At 29.7% G+C, this 17,487-nt stretch carries 20 protein-coding genes; all 20 read right to left on the bottom strand.

Annotation, left to right across the window (positions count from 1 at the left end; genetic code table 11):
* Positions 1-142: 142 nt before the first annotated feature.
* The gene (locus QU666_RS05280) at positions 143-481 is read right to left on the bottom strand and encodes a TnpV protein (RefSeq protein ID WP_232218475.1); all 339 of its coding nucleotides are present in this window, start codon (positions 479-481) and stop codon (positions 143-145) included.
* A 912-nt stretch (positions 482-1,393) separates the two neighbouring features.
* Positions 1,394-3,466 (bottom strand): type IA DNA topoisomerase, encoded by a 2,073-nt coding sequence (locus QU666_RS05275; protein ID WP_021769906.1) that lies wholly within the window; start codon positions 3,464-3,466, stop codon positions 1,394-1,396.
* A gap of 18 nt (positions 3,467-3,484) precedes the next feature.
* Positions 3,485-3,907 carry a hypothetical protein gene (locus QU666_RS05270; protein WP_021769907.1) on the bottom strand — a complete coding sequence of 141 codons (423 nt, stop codon included), beginning with the start codon at positions 3,905-3,907 and terminating at the stop codon, positions 3,485-3,487.
* Positions 3,908-3,923: 16 nt separating this feature from the next.
* A complete protein-coding gene (locus QU666_RS05265) occupies positions 3,924-4,457 on the bottom strand; it encodes a C40 family peptidase (protein ID WP_036071605.1) in 534 nt (177 codons plus the stop codon).
* A gap of 129 nt (positions 4,458-4,586) precedes the next feature.
* The gene (locus QU666_RS05260) at positions 4,587-5,291 is read right to left on the bottom strand and encodes a transglycosylase SLT domain-containing protein (RefSeq protein ID WP_021769909.1); all 705 of its coding nucleotides are present in this window, start codon (positions 5,289-5,291) and stop codon (positions 4,587-4,589) included.
* Positions 5,288-6,283: a DUF4116 domain-containing protein gene (locus tag QU666_RS05255; protein WP_198012142.1), complete on the bottom strand. Its 996-nt coding sequence runs from the start codon at positions 6,281-6,283 to the stop codon at positions 5,288-5,290. The genes QU666_RS05260 and QU666_RS05255 overlap by 4 nt, the downstream gene beginning before the upstream one ends.
* A gap of 126 nt (positions 6,284-6,409) precedes the next feature.
* Entirely contained in the window at positions 6,410-7,081 is a 672-nt protein-coding gene (locus QU666_RS05250) for a hypothetical protein (RefSeq protein WP_021769911.1), read from the bottom strand.
* Entirely contained in the window at positions 7,068-7,460 is a 393-nt protein-coding gene (traD, locus tag QU666_RS05245) for a conjugal transfer protein TraD (RefSeq protein ID WP_015769203.1), read from the bottom strand. The genes QU666_RS05250 and traD overlap by 14 nt, the downstream gene beginning before the upstream one ends.
* On the bottom strand, positions 7,444-7,935 hold the full coding sequence (locus QU666_RS05240) for a S26 family signal peptidase (protein ID WP_015769204.1): 492 nt from the start codon (positions 7,933-7,935) through the stop codon (positions 7,444-7,446). The genes traD and QU666_RS05240 overlap by 17 nt, the downstream gene beginning before the upstream one ends.
* A 16-nt stretch (positions 7,936-7,951) precedes the next feature.
* Positions 7,952-9,403 (bottom strand): peptidoglycan amidohydrolase family protein, encoded by a 1,452-nt coding sequence (locus QU666_RS05235; protein WP_021769913.1) that lies wholly within the window; start codon positions 9,401-9,403, stop codon positions 7,952-7,954.
* Positions 9,404-9,479: 76 nt separating this feature from the next.
* Positions 9,480-9,851, bottom strand: coding sequence for a hypothetical protein (locus QU666_RS05230; RefSeq protein WP_021769914.1), 372 nt, complete (start codon positions 9,849-9,851; stop codon positions 9,480-9,482).
* Between the two features lie 20 nt (positions 9,852-9,871).
* A complete protein-coding gene (locus tag QU666_RS05225) occupies positions 9,872-10,303 on the bottom strand; it encodes a hypothetical protein (protein ID WP_021769915.1) in 432 nt (143 codons plus the stop codon).
* Positions 10,296-10,730: a Panacea domain-containing protein gene (locus tag QU666_RS05220; RefSeq protein ID WP_036071611.1), complete on the bottom strand. Its 435-nt coding sequence runs from the start codon at positions 10,728-10,730 to the stop codon at positions 10,296-10,298. Before QU666_RS05220 ends, QU666_RS05225 begins: the two co-directional genes overlap by 8 nt.
* A gap of 42 nt (positions 10,731-10,772) precedes the next feature.
* Positions 10,773-11,219: a hypothetical protein gene (locus QU666_RS05215; RefSeq protein WP_021769917.1), complete on the bottom strand. Its 447-nt coding sequence runs from the start codon at positions 11,217-11,219 to the stop codon at positions 10,773-10,775.
* A gap of 44 nt (positions 11,220-11,263) precedes the next feature.
* Positions 11,264-11,833: a hypothetical protein gene (locus QU666_RS05210; RefSeq protein WP_021769918.1), complete on the bottom strand. Its 570-nt coding sequence runs from the start codon at positions 11,831-11,833 to the stop codon at positions 11,264-11,266.
* Positions 11,833-12,018: a hypothetical protein gene (locus QU666_RS05205; protein WP_021769919.1), complete on the bottom strand. Its 186-nt coding sequence runs from the start codon at positions 12,016-12,018 to the stop codon at positions 11,833-11,835. The genes QU666_RS05210 and QU666_RS05205 overlap by 1 nt, the downstream gene beginning before the upstream one ends.
* 119 nt (positions 12,019-12,137) lie before the next feature.
* A complete protein-coding gene (locus QU666_RS05200; RefSeq protein WP_021769920.1) occupies positions 12,138-13,601 on the bottom strand; it encodes a type IV secretion system protein in 1,464 nt (487 codons plus the stop codon).
* A gap of 13 nt (positions 13,602-13,614) precedes the next feature.
* Positions 13,615-14,346, bottom strand: coding sequence for a hypothetical protein (locus tag QU666_RS05195; RefSeq protein ID WP_021769921.1), 732 nt, complete (start codon positions 14,344-14,346; stop codon positions 13,615-13,617).
* 1 nt (position 14,347) lies between these two features.
* Positions 14,348-16,831 (bottom strand): hypothetical protein, encoded by a 2,484-nt coding sequence (locus tag QU666_RS05190; RefSeq protein ID WP_021769922.1) that lies wholly within the window; start codon positions 16,829-16,831, stop codon positions 14,348-14,350.
* 1 nt (position 16,832) lies between these two features.
* The gene (locus QU666_RS05185; protein ID WP_021769923.1) at positions 16,833-17,456 is read right to left on the bottom strand and encodes a hypothetical protein; all 624 of its coding nucleotides are present in this window, start codon (positions 17,454-17,456) and stop codon (positions 16,833-16,835) included.
* Between the last annotated feature and the right edge of the window lie 31 nt (positions 17,457-17,487).

Raw genomic sequence — 17,487 nt, 5'->3', positions numbered from 1 at the left:
CCTATTCCGTATTCCTGTTTCAAATATTTTATTCTATCTTCCCTTGAACTGTTATCTTGAAAAAAATTATAAATATTTTTCGCTCCGCTGTATGATTTTAATACGTCGTCAATATTTTTTTGAGTAATTATATTATCATTTTCTATTTGTAAATTATCTGATTGTAAGTTATTTCCCTGAGAGAAGAGAGTAGGTTGTTCATAAGCCTTACCCATTCCATTTGATCTTTTTCTTTTAATTCTTCGGTTAATCCCATAGTTTTCATCATTTTGGGTTTTTCTATCTCCCAAAATTTCTCTACTTCCTTCTGAATTGAAAATAGATGTTCCATAACTTCGCCTTTCATTAGAAGATTTTTCAAAAATTCTTCTTTCTCTTGTTCCAGATACTTCATTCTCGATCGTCCCCAAGAGTTGAGTCTGCTCAAGTCTATTTTCTCTTCCTCCAAATTCGGAACTAACACCTGAAACTTCTCGTCCATCAGTATCATTTTGTAAGTCCCTCCCGCCTGCTCGTAGGATGTTCCCTTCACTACTGGAGTATATATCCCATTCTCTATCAGATATTCTTTTCCGTCTATCATCTTTTTCAGCATATTCCAATTCCTCCTCATTTTTTTCATTTTCTATATCATACCCAATTTTACTATTTTCTTCCAAAGTTTTCTCATCATTTATTTTCTGAATTTCCTTACTTACTTTGATTAGAACTTTTTTTGCCACATTGGATATTTCTGATGATATTAGTTCCATAGTTCTAAAGTCTGAGAATAAAGAATAAATTTCCTTTTCCTTTTCATTAAATATATCCTTTTTCTTAATTCCCATTCTTTGATCAAGTGCAATCAGAACAGATTTTTTTATAAAACTTTCAAGAACTTCTGTATCTTTGTAATTGAAAGTATCTAATTTGCTGTTTTCAAGCATTGTCTGATTTATAAGCACCATTTGTGCTTCTTCAAAATCTGATTTTCCTGTCATTCTTTCAAAAACATCTTTATGAGTTCTATTATTAAATTCCCATAATTTAGGTTTTTCATCGTTTCTCTTATCCAAAGATACTGTCTGGGTAACGTCAAAAATATATCTGACATTCTTTTTTCCATTCCTTACATTATATACGGGTATTCCCTTCTGATTTCTTTCCACAACTCTGTTAAAATTTTCTTTCCAAAAGTCATATTCTGCACAAGCCACAGCTTCAGGACGAATAAAAAATATATTTAGCTGTTCAATTGCAGAATATTTATAATTGTTTCCCATAACGTGAAGATAGTTAATATACTCACTAAAATCTTCATTTACTTTTTTATGTGCATTTTCCAATACATTTTGAATTTTATATCCCATTTCTTCCCCCTAATATAAAATTTTGTGATTTCAAATTTTAATTATCATTTTTCTATTTTTATAAAATCCTTTCTTTGCAAGTTCAAATAATCTCCATTTATTTCTATTCCAAAATGTGCATTATACTCCTTTCTACTTTTACTTTTTATCTTAAACACAACCTGTTCCCCTCTTAATAATTTTTTTGCATTATCCTTACTTATCTTTATTTTTTGTCCAAAATAACTTGCTTCTTTCCAAAGAGATGTTTTACATCCCTTCTTATAATTACTGCAATAGTAACTTTTACTGTTCTCATAAACATTACTGTTACATTTAGGACATTTTCCAATAACTTCCATTTCTTTTTCAAGTTTTTCAACTTCTGCATCTCGATTTATTATATTTTGTAACTCACTTTTAGTTTTTTCAATAATATCATCTACTGTTTTTCTGTTATTATAAATATCTTTCTGAAGCATAGAAAACTCAACAGTCTTTTCTGCATAAAGATTAATATGGAGCAAATCTAGCAGTTCAATTAACTTTATTCCTTTTTCAGTTATACTAAAATTCTGTTTTCCAGAAGTAATATATCCATATTTCTTAGCATTCTCAATTATCCCTGTTCTAGTCGCCTCCGTCCCAATCTCTACACCTTTCATTATTTCTCTATATTCTTGTGTATCGTCCTCATTTTCTTGATTTTTTTCTTTTCTAAAAGGGTTTTTTAAATAATTACTCAAATTTTCCTCAGTAACTTTTTTAGGAGGAACGGTTAATTTATCAACAACTTTAAAATCAACATCAATTTTTTGATTAATTTCAAAATATGGCAACTTATTATCTATCTTCTGATTTTCATATTTTAAAAACCCTTCCTGCTTTACTGATTTTCCTTTCAAATTAAAAATTTCGTTTCCCACAGCAATCTTTATTTCAGTTTGATTAATTATCGCTTGCTCCTTTAAAAAATTTGAAATAAATCTATTTCTTATTGTTTCAAAAATTATCTTTTCTTCCAAATCCAAACTATTCATATCAGGAATTTTCAAAGTTGGTATTACTGCACTATGGCTCTCAATCTTGCTACTGTCAAATATTTTTTTACTATCTTTAAATTCCAATTTATAATCACTATATAAATTTATAAGTTCTCTTACCTTGTCTTTTTCCTCTTCAGCAAGATATTCTGTATTTGTTCTAGGATATGTAATAAATCCCTTTTCATAGAGCTTTTGTATAATTTCAAGAGATTTTGCAAAACTTATTTTATTTTCCTTCGATAATTTACTTTGTAATTTTGAAAGTGAAAAAAGTTTTGGAGGATTAAGAATAATTTCCTTTTCAGTTATATCCTTTACAATCCCTTTATTTCTATTTAACTCATACGAACAACTTTTAGCTTTTTCAAGTTCTAAAAGGTTATATTTTTTATCACAGACAAGTTTTAATAAAGTTCCATTACACATAGTTTCGCCCTCAACAGTAAAATATTTTTTAGGAATAAAATTTTTAATTGTCAAATCTCTATCATAAATATATTTTATAACTGGAATAAGAACACGTCCGACTGGAAAAAGCGTGTTTGCCTTTAATGAAATATATCTTGTAAGATTGATTCCCATAAGCCAGTCCATATATGTCCTTGCAAGCCCTTCATTATGCAAATTTCTATATTTAAAATTATCTTCAAGATTATTTATGGCTTTTCTTATGGTTTCTTCAGTTTGTTCAGGAAGCCACAATCTTTTTATCTTCTTATCAGTTTTTATGGCATTGATAATAATATCCACTATAATTTGCCCTTCCCTGTCTGCATCTCCCGCATTTACTATCTCATCAACTTCCTTGCTGTTAATAAGGTTTTTTAATACCTTATACTGTTTTTTTATTCCCGAATCATTTTTTAAATCAAATTCAAATTTTTCAGGAAAAAATGGCAATCTAACTTCACTCCATTTTCTTTTTTCTCCAACATATCCATCAACATCCCTTAATTCAAACAAATGTCCAAAAGCCCAAGAAACAATATATTTTTCGTTTTCCATATATCCCTCTTTATTAACCCTGACATTCAATGCACTTGCAATATTACGTGCAAGACTTGGCTTTTCTGCTATTATTAATTTTTTCATATATTTTCCCCCTTACTTCTATCTCTCTAAATCTTTGTTATCAGCATTCCAAAAACTTTTAGAAAAACTTTGCTTTTGATTTTCACCTACATTTTTCTCTTTTTCAGTTTTTAAATACTTATTATTCTTTATTCCATCATTTAATATTTCAATTTTCCAATCATCTCCATAATATGTAAATTCTACATTTTTAAATTCATCAGCTTCCTCTATACAATTACTAAAATCATGTTCCAAAGTATCAAAACTAAACTCATCGTATTTTAAATTTAAGGTATTAATTGTATCTCTCAATTCTTTTACAAATTCTTTGTTATATATATTTCCAAATTTTTCTTCTATTTTTGATAAAATATGTTCTGATGAATAATACACATTTTCCTTGTCAAATTTTACGCCATCAATTTCTCCTAAAAATTGTTGAATTACCTTACTTTCCATACTATCTCCTTCACATTTATATAACCGACACTGCCCATCTAAATTTATCTTGATAAAATCCAGTAAAGTCTGATACAGTTACTCTTTTGCTTTTTGAACTGGCATGTATAAACTGTCTATTCCCAATATACATCCCGACATGTGAAATTCTACCTTTTCCTAAAGTTTCAAAAAATAATAAATCTCCTTTTTTAATGTTGTTATGTAATTTTGGCTTAAATACTGACTGTTCTGCCGAAACACGTGGAATTGTAATTCCCAATGTTTTTTTGAACACATACTGTACAAAGCTGGAACAGTCAAAACTGCTACTTCCAGTTGCACCATACACATAAGGCTTTCCAATCTGAGTTTTTGCAAATTCTACAATCTTATATCTTATTTTTTCTTCTCTGTCTTTATTGCTCTTAGTTGTGTTATTTTCAATTATTTCCATCTTTTTACTATCTTCATTTATTAATTGTTTCTGAAAATTAATTTCCCCCTTAGAAAAAGATAACGAAGAAATAACTGATATTCCCATTAAAATTTTTACAACATTATTAAACATTTTCCACTCCTTCAAATCTTGTTTCATAATTCTTATTATTTTTACTGCTCAGTGTTTTTTCTCAAAACTTTTGTAATGAAAAAAATCCACTGACCTAATTTTGATTTTCTCACGTGTGAGAAAATATAGTTACAAGTTTATTATTTTATTGTATTTCTGAATTACTTTTGGTATATATTCCCTTGTTTCCTTTATCCCTTTCCAAGCGTTATTTGCTAATCTTCCACAGCCAGCGTTATAGCAGACCAGCATTTTTGAAACACTCCCAGTTTTTTCATAATCTCTTTTTAAATGCAGCACACCTCCCTTTATATTTCCTGATATGCTGTTATCCACTCCAAATTCCCTAAAGTTAAAAGGCATTAACTGCATAAGTCCTCTTGCTCCAGCACTTGATACTGTTGAATGATTAAAATGGCTTTCAGTATTCATAACTGCTAAAACTAAATATGGATTAAAGTTATACTCTTTGCTGTATTTGAAAACATAGCCAAGTATATTTTGTATTTCATTTTCATTCAGTCTGCTGTTCTGTGTTTTAATATATTCAATAAGTTTTCTGTTTCCAATATTTTTTTGAATATGAGAAGCATTATTAACTTTTTTTACAGGCTTATCATCATAAAATAATCTGTTGCTTTGTGACTGAATATTGCTTGTATCTTCTTTTAAATCATTTAATTCCTTACCCTTGTCAGCCTCATTATCCTTTTGTATTTTCAATTTATCAATTCTTTCCTGTTCAACTTTTTTCTTCTGTTTTTCAAAACTTATCTCTCCGCCAGAAAAGGAAATGTTTGAAACTATCATAAGAAACAATATGCACTTTTTCATTTACTAATCATCTCCTTTGCTATTCTTTCAATTTCAATGCCCTTGCTTTTTATTTTCGGATTTGTATAATTTATCTTTATTTCCTCATAGTCAGTCTTTCCATCCAAATCAGTATCTTTTAAATAAGGATTTGTTCCATACACAAATTTTTCTTCTCTATCTGTCAGCCCATCAAAATCACTGTCCTTGTATTTTTCCTTAATTTCCTCTATTTCCTGCTTAATATTTTCATCTCCATAACTTAGAGCGTCTTCATTTCTCTTTAAAACTTCCGTTACTACATCTTCATCCTTTTGCATTTCAGAACTTGCATATTGATAGGAATTAGGGTAGTTTTTTACAGATTCCATCACTATTTCCTTATCATTTTTTAATTCCTCGCTTGCAAATTGTAAAGCACGTCCATCCTGTTTTACTGCTTCCAAAACTAAATCCCTGTTATTTTTAAGCCTTTCACTTGCATATTCAAGATTTTTCCCATTTTCTTTGACTTTTTTCATAACATATTTTTCATCATCTCTTATTTTTTCTGAAGAATAATATTTAAATGTATTTTTACCTGCATATATTGAAGCTTCATACCATTTTTCCATTTTATCAGCCTTATTTCTAAGTTCATTCATTTTGTTTTCCTCAATGTATTTTTCCAATTTTTCATTAGTAATTGATTTTATTTCCTTTTTATCCTTTAACATCAAATATTCTCGAAGATACTCATTATTTTTATCTTTTTCAAGCATATTCCTGATTTTTTCCATTGTTTTGCTGTCATATCCACTTTTTACATACAGCTCAACATCCTCTTCTGATAACCCTTTTTCAAATCCTTTCCTTATTTCCTTCATCTGATTTACATCCAGTTTTTTCATTACAAGTTTTTCCCATTTGCTATCATCCAAGTTATTTTCAGCTCTTTTTTGCAATATTTCCTCATTAAGTACAGGTGTTACACATAATTTAAACTGTTCAAGAGTCAAATTTGATTTTATCATTTTCTTTATCTCCTGTTTTTCGTCTTTAGAAAATTTTACTCCTATCCTTTTTAAATATTCTTTTTTCTCATTTTTTTGAAACATGCTCAACAACATTATTCTAGCCCTTTCTTATCAATTAAAATTTTATCTCTTTCTTGCTTCCTGCCCTTTTACAAATTTTTTGTAATCTATTATCAAATTATTCATTTTTATCAGTTCATTCACTCCTCCAATAACATTTTTAAAAACAGTATCGTATTCTATTCTGCTCAGTATCTTTATTCTTTTATTTTTCAATTTTCTCAGTATCAATACAGCTTCCAACTTATTTCTGTATATAAAATTATTCTCATTTAGATATTCTTTAAATCCTAATTTTCTATCTATTTCTTCATTCAACTTTTTTAATTCACTTTCCCTTTCGGTTACTTTTTCATTCAATTTCTGCATTTCCGCTTCAATTTCATTTTCTCTAATTTTTAAAGCATCTTCTGTTTCATATAACTTTTCTCTCCTATCTCGATAAATTTTTTTCTGCTGCTGCTCTAACTGATAAATTTTTTCATCATATTCACTTTCAATTCTCCTCTTTTCCTGATTATATTTTCTTTCCTCATCGTGTATAAACTGTTCAAGTTCTTCAGCAAGTTCAGCTTTTATTTCTAATTTTTCTAATTTCACCCTTTCTTTTAATTCATCGCCTTGAAGTTCCGTTACTTTGTTAGTTTTTTTTCGCTCTATTTCTTCAAAATCTTCACTTTCTAAGGGAGAAAATCCTTCATTTTTCATCATTTCTTTCAAATTATCTAAACTCATCTTTTTTCTCCAATCTTCGTTTCAACATCTGTTTCTTTTCTTCTCTCATCTGAAACTCTTCACCTCCCATAATTTTACAGTCTTTAATTTCATCATTGCTTAAAAACTGAAATTTCATAAAATATCCCAGCAACGTTGCCTTATCTTCATTTAAAATATTCGCAATTTCAAGCAGAACTCCCATTTCAATCAGTTTTCTTGTTCTTTGCTTCCATTTTTGATTTTTTTCCGATGTATTTAGCCTTCTTGTATCATTTGCTATTTCTCGTCTGATTTCCTTTATTTTTTCATCTGTCTTAACTATTTTCTTATGTATTTCAATTTTCTTTTTTTCATTAGATTTCAGTTTAATCATCTTATCTTCATATTCTAAACTCATATATCAACCTTGCTTTTTTCTCTATTTTTGACTTCTTTATTGCACCATAATATCTTCCGTCAAATGTCCCCCTGACTTTAGATAATGTCAAAACTTCATCTTCCTTTATTTTCCCATTGAAATTAGACGATATTTCAGGAAATATTTCTCCATAATCTTCACCGTTTACATATATCCGGTTACCTTTTATCTCAACTTTATCTTCATAAAATGCCGCAACAGGCTTTACTGGTTTAAACATTGTCCCTTTTATACTTGTCAAATTTTTATATTTATCATCCACCTCATAAACAACTAAATCCCCCTTTTTCAACATTCCATCAAATTTTTCCAGTTTGTATATTCCTAATGGAATTGAGGGTGTTACATTTATTACATAAATATTTGACAATAGATGTAGTACTGTGAATGTTATGGCAAGAAATATTGATACAGAAAGCATTATCAAGTTAAACTTTTTAGTTCGTATATCCACAATTTCCTCCCACTTTTTAATTTCCTTTGGCAAGTGTCGTTGTTATCTTGTCTGCCTCATTCATTACAAAAGCCATTATCATTCCTACTGTGATAAACAAAAATATAGTTTCATATTTCAATTCCTTAAAAGTAACTTCCCCAAATCCTGCCGCATCCAAGTTTTTAAATACTATTCCTTCCAGTGCCATTATGACAACTATTTTACTTCCTGTGAGAAATAGCGTTGTCAATGCTTTATTTCCTAAGTCCCTTTTTGTAATCGAATTTACATCAAAAGGTAAAAATATCCAAGATAATCCCAAAGCCATTCTAAACTGTAATACCGCCATCATCATTTCAAATATTATTCTTACCACAAAATAATAAACAAGAATAATAACGCCTATTAACAGCAGCATTTTCCCAAGTTCTTCAAAAAATAACCTTGAATCAGTAATAATATTAAAAAAATTAAAGTTTGATTCATTAATAATCTTTAAGATTTTCCCTGTTTCCCTTCCAGCTATTGCCCATATACTGTTTAAAGTTACAGTCCCTCCACTGTTTCCCATAAAATATGAGCCAATTCCAGAAAATATTCCATACCCCATATCAATTAAAGAAATTGCATTAGGTATAACATATGCCAGTATTGAAAATTTTATCATTATTCTGAGTAAGGACATCCATAAATTTTCCAATACATTTTTTACTATATAGCCATATAGAATCCACATTATTTCAAGAACTGTGAGTACACTTAAAAGAACTAATAAGCCAGGTGTCATTTTTTCTATCCCGCTATTTATAATTTGTACAAATTCATTTTGAATATTATCCCAATCTACTGATAACGATGATTTTGTAGAAGCAGTTGAAGCATTATTTCCAGAATGCCCTCCGTTTGCAGACACTGTTGAACCTGCTGGAGGTACTGCAACTGTTCCATCTGAATTTACTGGAGTATATCCGTTATTTATCAATACCTGCTCTGCTGTAATAACTCCTGAATATCCTCCATGTGCCTTACATATATTGTAGCCTTTTGATACTTTTACTCCACCTTTAGGATATGGTTTTGAATTTGAAGCGTGAACAACATCAATACTACATCCATTTGCTATGCCAATTGCATAAACTACATGTCCATTAAATAAAATGGCATCTCCTGGTTTTATTTGATTGGTTGCTATTTTAGTCGCCTTTGCTCCTGCTCTCATACTCGCTGTTGTATTTGCCCAATTTTTAGTATTCGCTCCTGTAACAGAACTCATACCTGCCGCTTGTGAAGTTCTATCTACAAAACTGGAACAGTCATAAGTATTTGCTCCCATTCTATTAGCCTGACTATATGCCTTTCCTACTTGTGCCATTGCATAATTAACAACATCCTGTCTATATTTTGCCACATCATAATTTCCTTTATTTCCAGCAGAAACTGTTATCAAATTAAGAATGAAAAACAAGCTAATTACAATTTTTTTCATATTTCCTTTAATCCCCCTTTCTAAAAAAGCACAAAAAAAAGACTAGAATTTTAATCTAGCCTTTCACACTTTAAAATTAAGGTAACTTATTTAATTTTCTATCTAAATAATCAATAATATTTCCATTTCCATCTTTAATTACAAATCCATTTTTTATTATATGTATATATCTGTCCATCCCTTGAATTTTATAAGTTCCATTCTTTAATAACTGTATATCATCCCATTCAAATCCATTTTTATCCGCATTTTCTTCTCCAGTATTAAAACCAATTTGATATGTTCCATTAGATAATTTCCTTATCCCTACTGAATCTTGATATCCAACTTTGCTGTAATACCAGTATCCTATCAATTTATCTATATTTACACTATTATTATTAGACATTTTTGCAGAAAATCCTAACATTCCCAATGCAAACATCAAAATAACCACTATCTTTTTCATATTATCACTCCCTTTTTTACTTATTTCCCGTGATTATATGCAGTAAAATCAAAATCAAATCCTATTATATGAAGAACATCCGTGTTGATTTCTGACTTTATGCCTATCATTCTCCAGTTTTGTGAATTTAATCTAAAAACATAAACTTTCTGATCCTTTGAAGTTTCATAATCATATGGAGAAAAATTTATATTCTCAATTGACAATGTTTCAATACCTGTCCTTTTGTTTTGCTGATGTAAATCCAGCCAACTTTTTAACTGAATATCCATTAACTTATCCAAAACTATTCCTTTGGCTTCGTTTGATTCTTTAGAATTTTTAAACCTGTTAAAATTATAATTTTTATTTTTAGTCAAATATCTGAAACAAAAAACAGGATAAGATAATAACTTTACCTCTGAAATATTTTTAAAATTATTATTCTTTAACTTTTTAATTTTTTTAGACATAATTTTCTTTAAAGCTCTCTTTCATCAAATCCTGCGGGATAACATTATTTATTTTAGTTTCTATATACGGTTTTTCTGTGTGAGTTAAATTTCTCAATCCCCAAGCAGAATATTCTCCAAATACATTATATACTTCTGTCAATATCTTTTCTGTTTCTTTATCAATATCTACTTTATCAAATTCCTTTATATCGTCTGAACCATACTTTTTATACTTTTGATATACTTCCTCAACTACTGGTCCGTGATTCCACGCTACAATATTATTTGAAAATAACGGAGTATTTTTTAATGCAAGATACGCTGATTGTGCATAGTAAAGTAATTTTTGCAATTTTAAATTACTAATTCCATCCGCACCTTGATTAGTTTCCATATACGAATTATAAATTAAAAACCAGTTGGCAATATCTTTTACATCATACATTTTTTTCACCTCTTTATAAATTTCTATTTTTATAATATTCAGTTATAATTTTTTATCATTAAAATATCTTACAGTAAATTCATATTTAAGAAACTCATCCACTCTTGAATTATCCTTTATACTTCTCAGATATTGATAAAGCTGTTCCGTTTCATCTTCATTTAAAAAATCACTGCAGCAGTTATGAAGCGAAGGTAACTGGTAATCTTTCATTGTCAAAACTAAGTCTGCAATCGCTCTTGGAAAATTAGCAATGTATACTTCCCTTTTACTTGGATAGTCTATTATTCGTTTCTTTATTCCAGAATTTCCTAAAACATTTGTCGTATTATACAGATTTATTGCCTTGTCTTTATCATAAGAAAATAAATAAGTTCTTGGATGCCAGTCAGCAGTATTTCTATTTTCATCAGGAATATTCAATGCTTCCCATCCAGATATATAACTTGTTGAAGAAGTTTTTGGTATTATTCTTTCGTATAATTTCATTATTCTCCTATTCTTTATGATAACTATTTTATTTTCTCAGAACCTTATTTTAATTCCATTATCATTACATTATAACCACTTTCAGAAATAAAATTATCTATTTTAGAAAATCCAAAATTTTGGTAAAAATTCAAAATTTTTTCATTATTTTGACATTCAAGCCAAATAAATTTTACTCTAATTTTCTGTCTAATTTCTAACAATAACTCATATGCAATTTTTAAAATTTCATTTCCTGTTAAATTATTTTTCTCTAAATTAAAGTTTTTACCAACTTGACCTAAAAGAAAACTATTAATTACATAATCACCTGATTTATTTTCAGAAGCACTTTTAGTTAATCTCTTTTTTAAAGTTTTTGAAATTATATCTAAATCTTCCTTTTGGAGTATTAAACTTCTATTTGCTATGGAAAAATATCCTGCTAATTCTTTTTCAGAATTAAAAATTAAATATGTTGAAGAAATCGAAATTTTTTCAAAGAAAATAGCCTTATTTATTAAAAAATTTTCAATGTCCTTATCTTTGCTTCTAAATCCTTTTAATTTATTACGAACTTTATCTTCTCCAATTTGTGATAATAACTCTGTTAAAGAAAATGTAGTAAATTTCATTATTCTCCTTTCTTTTCAGAAGATTCTTCAAAAAATTTTTTTACATCATTACCCTTAATAAATTCATATTCTACATCTACATCTAGTGGTTTATTATTTTTTGCATTTTCAATAGCTTCTAAAAATGATGAAATTTTTTCCTCTGTATCAAACTTTAATTCTGTTGTAAAACTTGAAGTTGCCATTTTTATCACCTCTTTTAAATTTCTATTTTTACAATAATATTATATCACATCTAATAGTTTTTTCAATCTGAATTTTTTAAGACTAGATTAATATTCTATTGTCATTGTCCTTACACATTTTATTCCTTGCTGTTCTTTTCTCTCCTCATTTCAGATTCTGCAAAAGTTTCACTGTTACTATTCTCAGTTTCTTTTGTTTTTGTATTTTCTGAATGTTTTTGCGTGACTTTCTTCCCTTCATTTGACTGTTTTTGAGAATCCTTATTCGAGGCTGTCTTGCTGTTATCACTTCTCATTTTTTCTTCAGCTTCTTTTGTATCGGCTGTTCTATCCGCATTTCCTGATTTAGTTTTTTCATTTCCTTTATTTGCATTTTGAGAATTTTGATTTTTAGTGTTTTCTGTTTCCTGTGATTTATTTTCTTCGGTATCTTTCTTATCATCTTTTTTATTGCCCATAAATTTTTTAATTCCATCACTGGCCATATTTTTTACTTTTCTGCCTGAAGCAATTGGATCAAAGTCCATTGTCATTACTTTTATTGCTTTTCCTGCATTTTCAGCAGCCGAAGCAGTCAGATTTCCAGGATATTTTCCTATTTTAGAGCCTATTTTCGCACCTGTCTTCATACCTGCTATTGCTCCTGCTCCTCCAGTAGACACCCCACCAGCAACTGCACCAACTGCTGCACCTAGTCCGCCAACTGCTGCACTTCCCAATAAAGATGTAACTCCTCCTACAGCCGAGCCTCCTGCACTAACAACATTTCCAGTAAAATTACCAAGCTGTGAGCCATTTAATCCACCTTGTCCGTATAAAATTAGAGAAGCTATGCTCTGATAGTTCTTTATTAAAAATGAAATTGCTATGAATACCGCAAGCCACACAATTATCGTATGAGGCTCGTTATTTTCTGCCCCAATATTTTCAGGAATAGGATAAGATTTTAAAATTTTTACTCCCATAGATGAAAGTGCAACTGCAACCATTAATTGAGTGCCTGAGCCTACAATTGCTCCCAAAGTTTTTCTTCCTATATCGCTCAAAGCGTCAAGTGGTAGACAAGCAAGATATATTATTGCCAATTTTCCAACTACATGGAACTGTATTATCGCTATTGTTATTGTTGATATTATAAACACTAAAAATATGAATCCAATAATAAAGAGAATAAAGTACAGAATAGCCCAAAAATCTTGAAACTTTAAACCTATACTTAAAAACTTGCTTAATTCCTCCCATAACTTATCCCAAATGCTCTGCACTTTTAACGGACTTCCAAGACCTTCTCCAAATAAGTTTCCTATATCGGAAAATAGTTTATATGCCATATCCAGCAGTTCTTTATACATTTTTATAAGACCAAAAGTAAGTGCATATCTTACAAGTTTTTTTATAGTTTCAACAAGTGTATTGCCTATATTTTCCGACCAGTTAAAGAAGGCTGTAAATGATAAGTCTAGCACAGCAAATGATGAGGCAAGTGTCAATATTACAACCATTAAGGTTGTCATTCCTGTATCAAGCATACTGATTATCGGTTCAATCAGTGCCGTATCAAATTGAAAATTTGCCGCTGCCAATTATTTCTCCTCCTTATCTCTTATGTTTTTTCACTTCATTTTCCATTGCCTTTATATGATTGTTTAAACTGTTTTTTGTATATTCGCTTCTTTTTTGAGCTTCCCTTCTTGCCTGCACTTCTTCAGCCGCCTTTAATGCGTCAAGTCTGTTTGTAGTTGAAATCATATCTGCTATTGCGTTCATCTGCACTGACAGATTGGCACTCCATTGTGATAGCACTTCCAATACTTGCTGTGGATTTTTTGCTTCGTGAGTTTTTCTTATAAGTATCCTTGCATTATCCGATGTTTTTTTCATTGCCACTTCATTCATAGAGCCTGACTTCATTGCGTCCCTTGAGAGATTGTCAAGTGTATTTGTAAATCTGTCAAGAAGAGCCATATACTGTCTATTATTAGCATCAGCGTAGACATCTTTAAACCATAATTCCGCTTTCTTGGCATCCCTTAATGTTGATTTTGTAGTGTTTGTTATTCTAACTAACGTCTTTATTGTGTTATCATACTGGCTTATATATTTTTTTAGATAGGCTTCAGGTAATTTTTTGGAAAGCTCAATCTGTCTTTCTATTTCTTTTAACTGTGCATTCAGGCTTTTTAGCGTCTGTGCATTGATTGCCACACTTTCAAAATATGTTTTCATTTGCCAATAATCAGAAGCTCCACTGCCTCCTCCAAGTATTCCTGAAAACGAATTTACCGATATAACTGTTATTGCCATTAAAAAGAATATTATTTTTTTCATTTTAATTACCTCCTTGTATAAATTCCTTACATTTTCTAAATTCCTGACTATTTTTACCCAATTTATATTCTAGCCATTTTAAGTTAATTTCCTTTAAATCATTTGTTTCTGAACATATTTCCTGTATTTTCATCTGATCTGTCGAACTTGCAGAACCTACATAAGCCAGTTCAATTTTACCTAAATCCATTTCAAATTCTCTTGCCCCAAGTTCACTTTTGTAAAAATATTGCTTCTGCATTTGTCCACGTGCAACTCTTTCAATTTCTATTGCATTTAATCCAAACTTTGAATAAAGTTCCTTCCAGTAATTCTGTGCCTGTGGAGAGGGAAGAAGTATCTTTGTTTTACATCCGTCAACTATTGCAGGTGTTATTTCAGATTTTGAAATTTCATCAAGCGACTGTGTTGCAAAGATTATAAAGGCATTCAGTTTTGCAAGTGTTCTAAGCCAGTCATTGAATTTAAGCCTGAAACTTTCATTTTCCATTGCAAACCAAGCCTCATCGACTACGATTGCAGTCAGATAGTCCTTTGTTAATTTTTCCACTTCTATTCTATGAAATAGATAACTTAATATGGGAGCCGTCGCTTTTGGATCTTCTATTATTCTTCCCATTTCAAATACTTGCCAGTTTGAGTCTGAAAAATTATCTTCATTGTTATCAAAATATTTTCCATACGAACCTGTATTTGTGTATGGCTCAAGTGCCTTCTGAATTTCCTTATTCATAACTGTAAATGCAAAATTTGTCATTGTTCTCCTGTTAGGCGGATCATTTGAAAGAGTAGTAAGTGTTTCCCAGATTGTGCTTTTCATATCAGGCGTTACAATTACATTTTCCTGCTGAAGAAGGGAAATTATCCAGTTGCTTGCAAATGCTCTTTCTGTTTCGATATGAATATTTACAAGTGGCTGAAATGCCAAATCATTATCTCCACCTTTTCCCAAGTCATAAAATTTTCCACCCATACAGGCAGTTAAAACACGTATTGAGCCACCTTTATCAAAAAAGAATACCTGTGCATTAGGATATTTTTTAAGTTCAGCTACCAGCATTCCCAATAATACTGATTTTCCTGACCTTGTTGGACCTGCTATAAGTGTATGTGCCGCATCCTTTATATGAAGGTTAAAGTAAAATATATCGTTCAAATCTGTTTTAGTCATCATAAGCGGAACACCTGTAATATTTTTCTTATCCCTAAAAAATTCATTCACTTCCTCTCCACGATACAGCGATGAAGTAGGGAAAAGACAGCTTAAAAGCATTGAGTTTATTGGATATTTTCTTATATTCGCCTTCACATTTCCTGGAATAGCCCCTAAATATGAAGGGAAAATATTGTACTTGTCAATCGAGCAAGTAAAGTCCTGCTCATCAAATATTGTTACTATTTTAAGTGCATTATCTTCAAGCCTTTTTATATCTTCATCAGCAAGTATTATAGTAAATGTGTAATAGCCATAACTCATTCCGCCTTCCTTAAATTCATTTAAAGCCATTTTGGCTTCTTCTGTTTTTGCCAATTCCAGCTCATCAATGTTAAATGAAGGCTTTTTAGTTATAGTTTCCGTTATATACTGTCCAAAATTCTTCTGCTTTCCCTGATGAAAAATAAAGAAGTTTTTTAACATCTTTTTTGATTCATTTTGTGAAAGTATGATGTATCTTGCCGACATTCTAAATTCAAAGTCCAGACTTTCAAGTTTTTTTAAAACTCTTGACTCTATCTCATCAGGAAACAGATTAACCGAGATTGTCCTTAAATGCTTTGCCTTTGTCAGTCTTTGTATTTTCGTGTCTTTTCCATTTTCAAAACTTGAGTTTGACAAATATTGATCAATTGGATATAGAGGAGATGTAGGCATTTTCTTCTTTTCAGGAAATTCAGCATTTACTGTGGAATACATATATGCCATAAGTTCATCTCCCTGCAAGACTTCAATGCTTGTTGTAGCATATTTTAATAACGCAATAAATGAAGCTACTTTTTGTCTAAATATTTTTAATTCCCTTTCTGCTTCCTCAGCCATTTTTTCTTGTGAATCATCTTCCTTTTTACTAGCCAGCAATGAGTTTATCTTATTTTCAGCATCTTCTGCTATTAAATATGTCAATGTTATATAGTAGTCACATTTAAAATATTCCCCTTTTGAAAATAAATCCTTTCTTTCATTTTCTATAAGAACTGTCGGAATAAAGTCATCATTAATTTCTATTTCAATATATCCTCTTGACTTCTTTCTTTGAACTTCATAATGAACAATAAAATTGTCAGGCAATTTTTTTATCGCATTGTTATACTGCAATATTTTCAAGTTCACTTCTTCATCAGTAAAAAAATCCAAGTCGTGATTTCTCACTTTGAGAGTTACCTGAAACCCCATATTTTTATTAACAAGAATAAAGTCATTGAGAAGGAAGTCCCAAGGAATGTGATAGATAAATGAATTTTTGTAGTTATCAAGTGTTTTTCCCATTCTATCTTTCCTTTTCTTTATTTTTAATATTTTCCTTAATTTCTTCTCTTTTTAGAACTTTACTTAAAATGTCTCCTCTATCTATTAATACGAATTTTTCTTCGTTGCTTTTAGATATTTTTGTCATAAATAACACTTTATTTGATGATAATTCTTTTTGTGCGGCTACAAAGTCTTTAAATTCTAGTCCTGTTTTTTCTCTAACTGATTTTGAGTCAAGATACACTAAGTTTCCTACATTTTCTTTGTATGTATTGTAAATTAATTTTGCATTATCTGATAATGTTGAAAGCTTTTCTCCATTCACTTTTTCTGTTTCTTTTATTTTATCTGCTATTTCTTCCAATTTTTTTTCATAGTTATTTTTAAATTCAATTGATTTATCTTTATTGGTAAAATATTTTATTTTATTTACTTCAAATATAGAACCATCATAATTTATTTTTTCTTCTGATGAATTATGAAAGAATACTTTATTATCTTGTACTAACTCCTTAAATGCTTCATTAAACTTTTTTTCCTCTTTTATTCCCAGTTTTTCCATTATCTGATTTCTGCTTAATGTAGTATATCCAACTTCATTTTTTGTTCTTTCTTCTAAAAAATTCATAATTTTTTCTTTCATTTCAATTATTCCCCTTTCAATATTTTTTCTT

The organism is Leptotrichia sp. HMT-225 (assembly GCF_030644325.1).
Lineage (GTDB): Bacteria > Fusobacteriota > Fusobacteriia > Fusobacteriales > Leptotrichiaceae > Leptotrichia > Leptotrichia massiliensis.
Note: the sequence above shows the minus strand (reverse complement) of the source record. Positions and strands in the feature narration are given on the sequence as shown.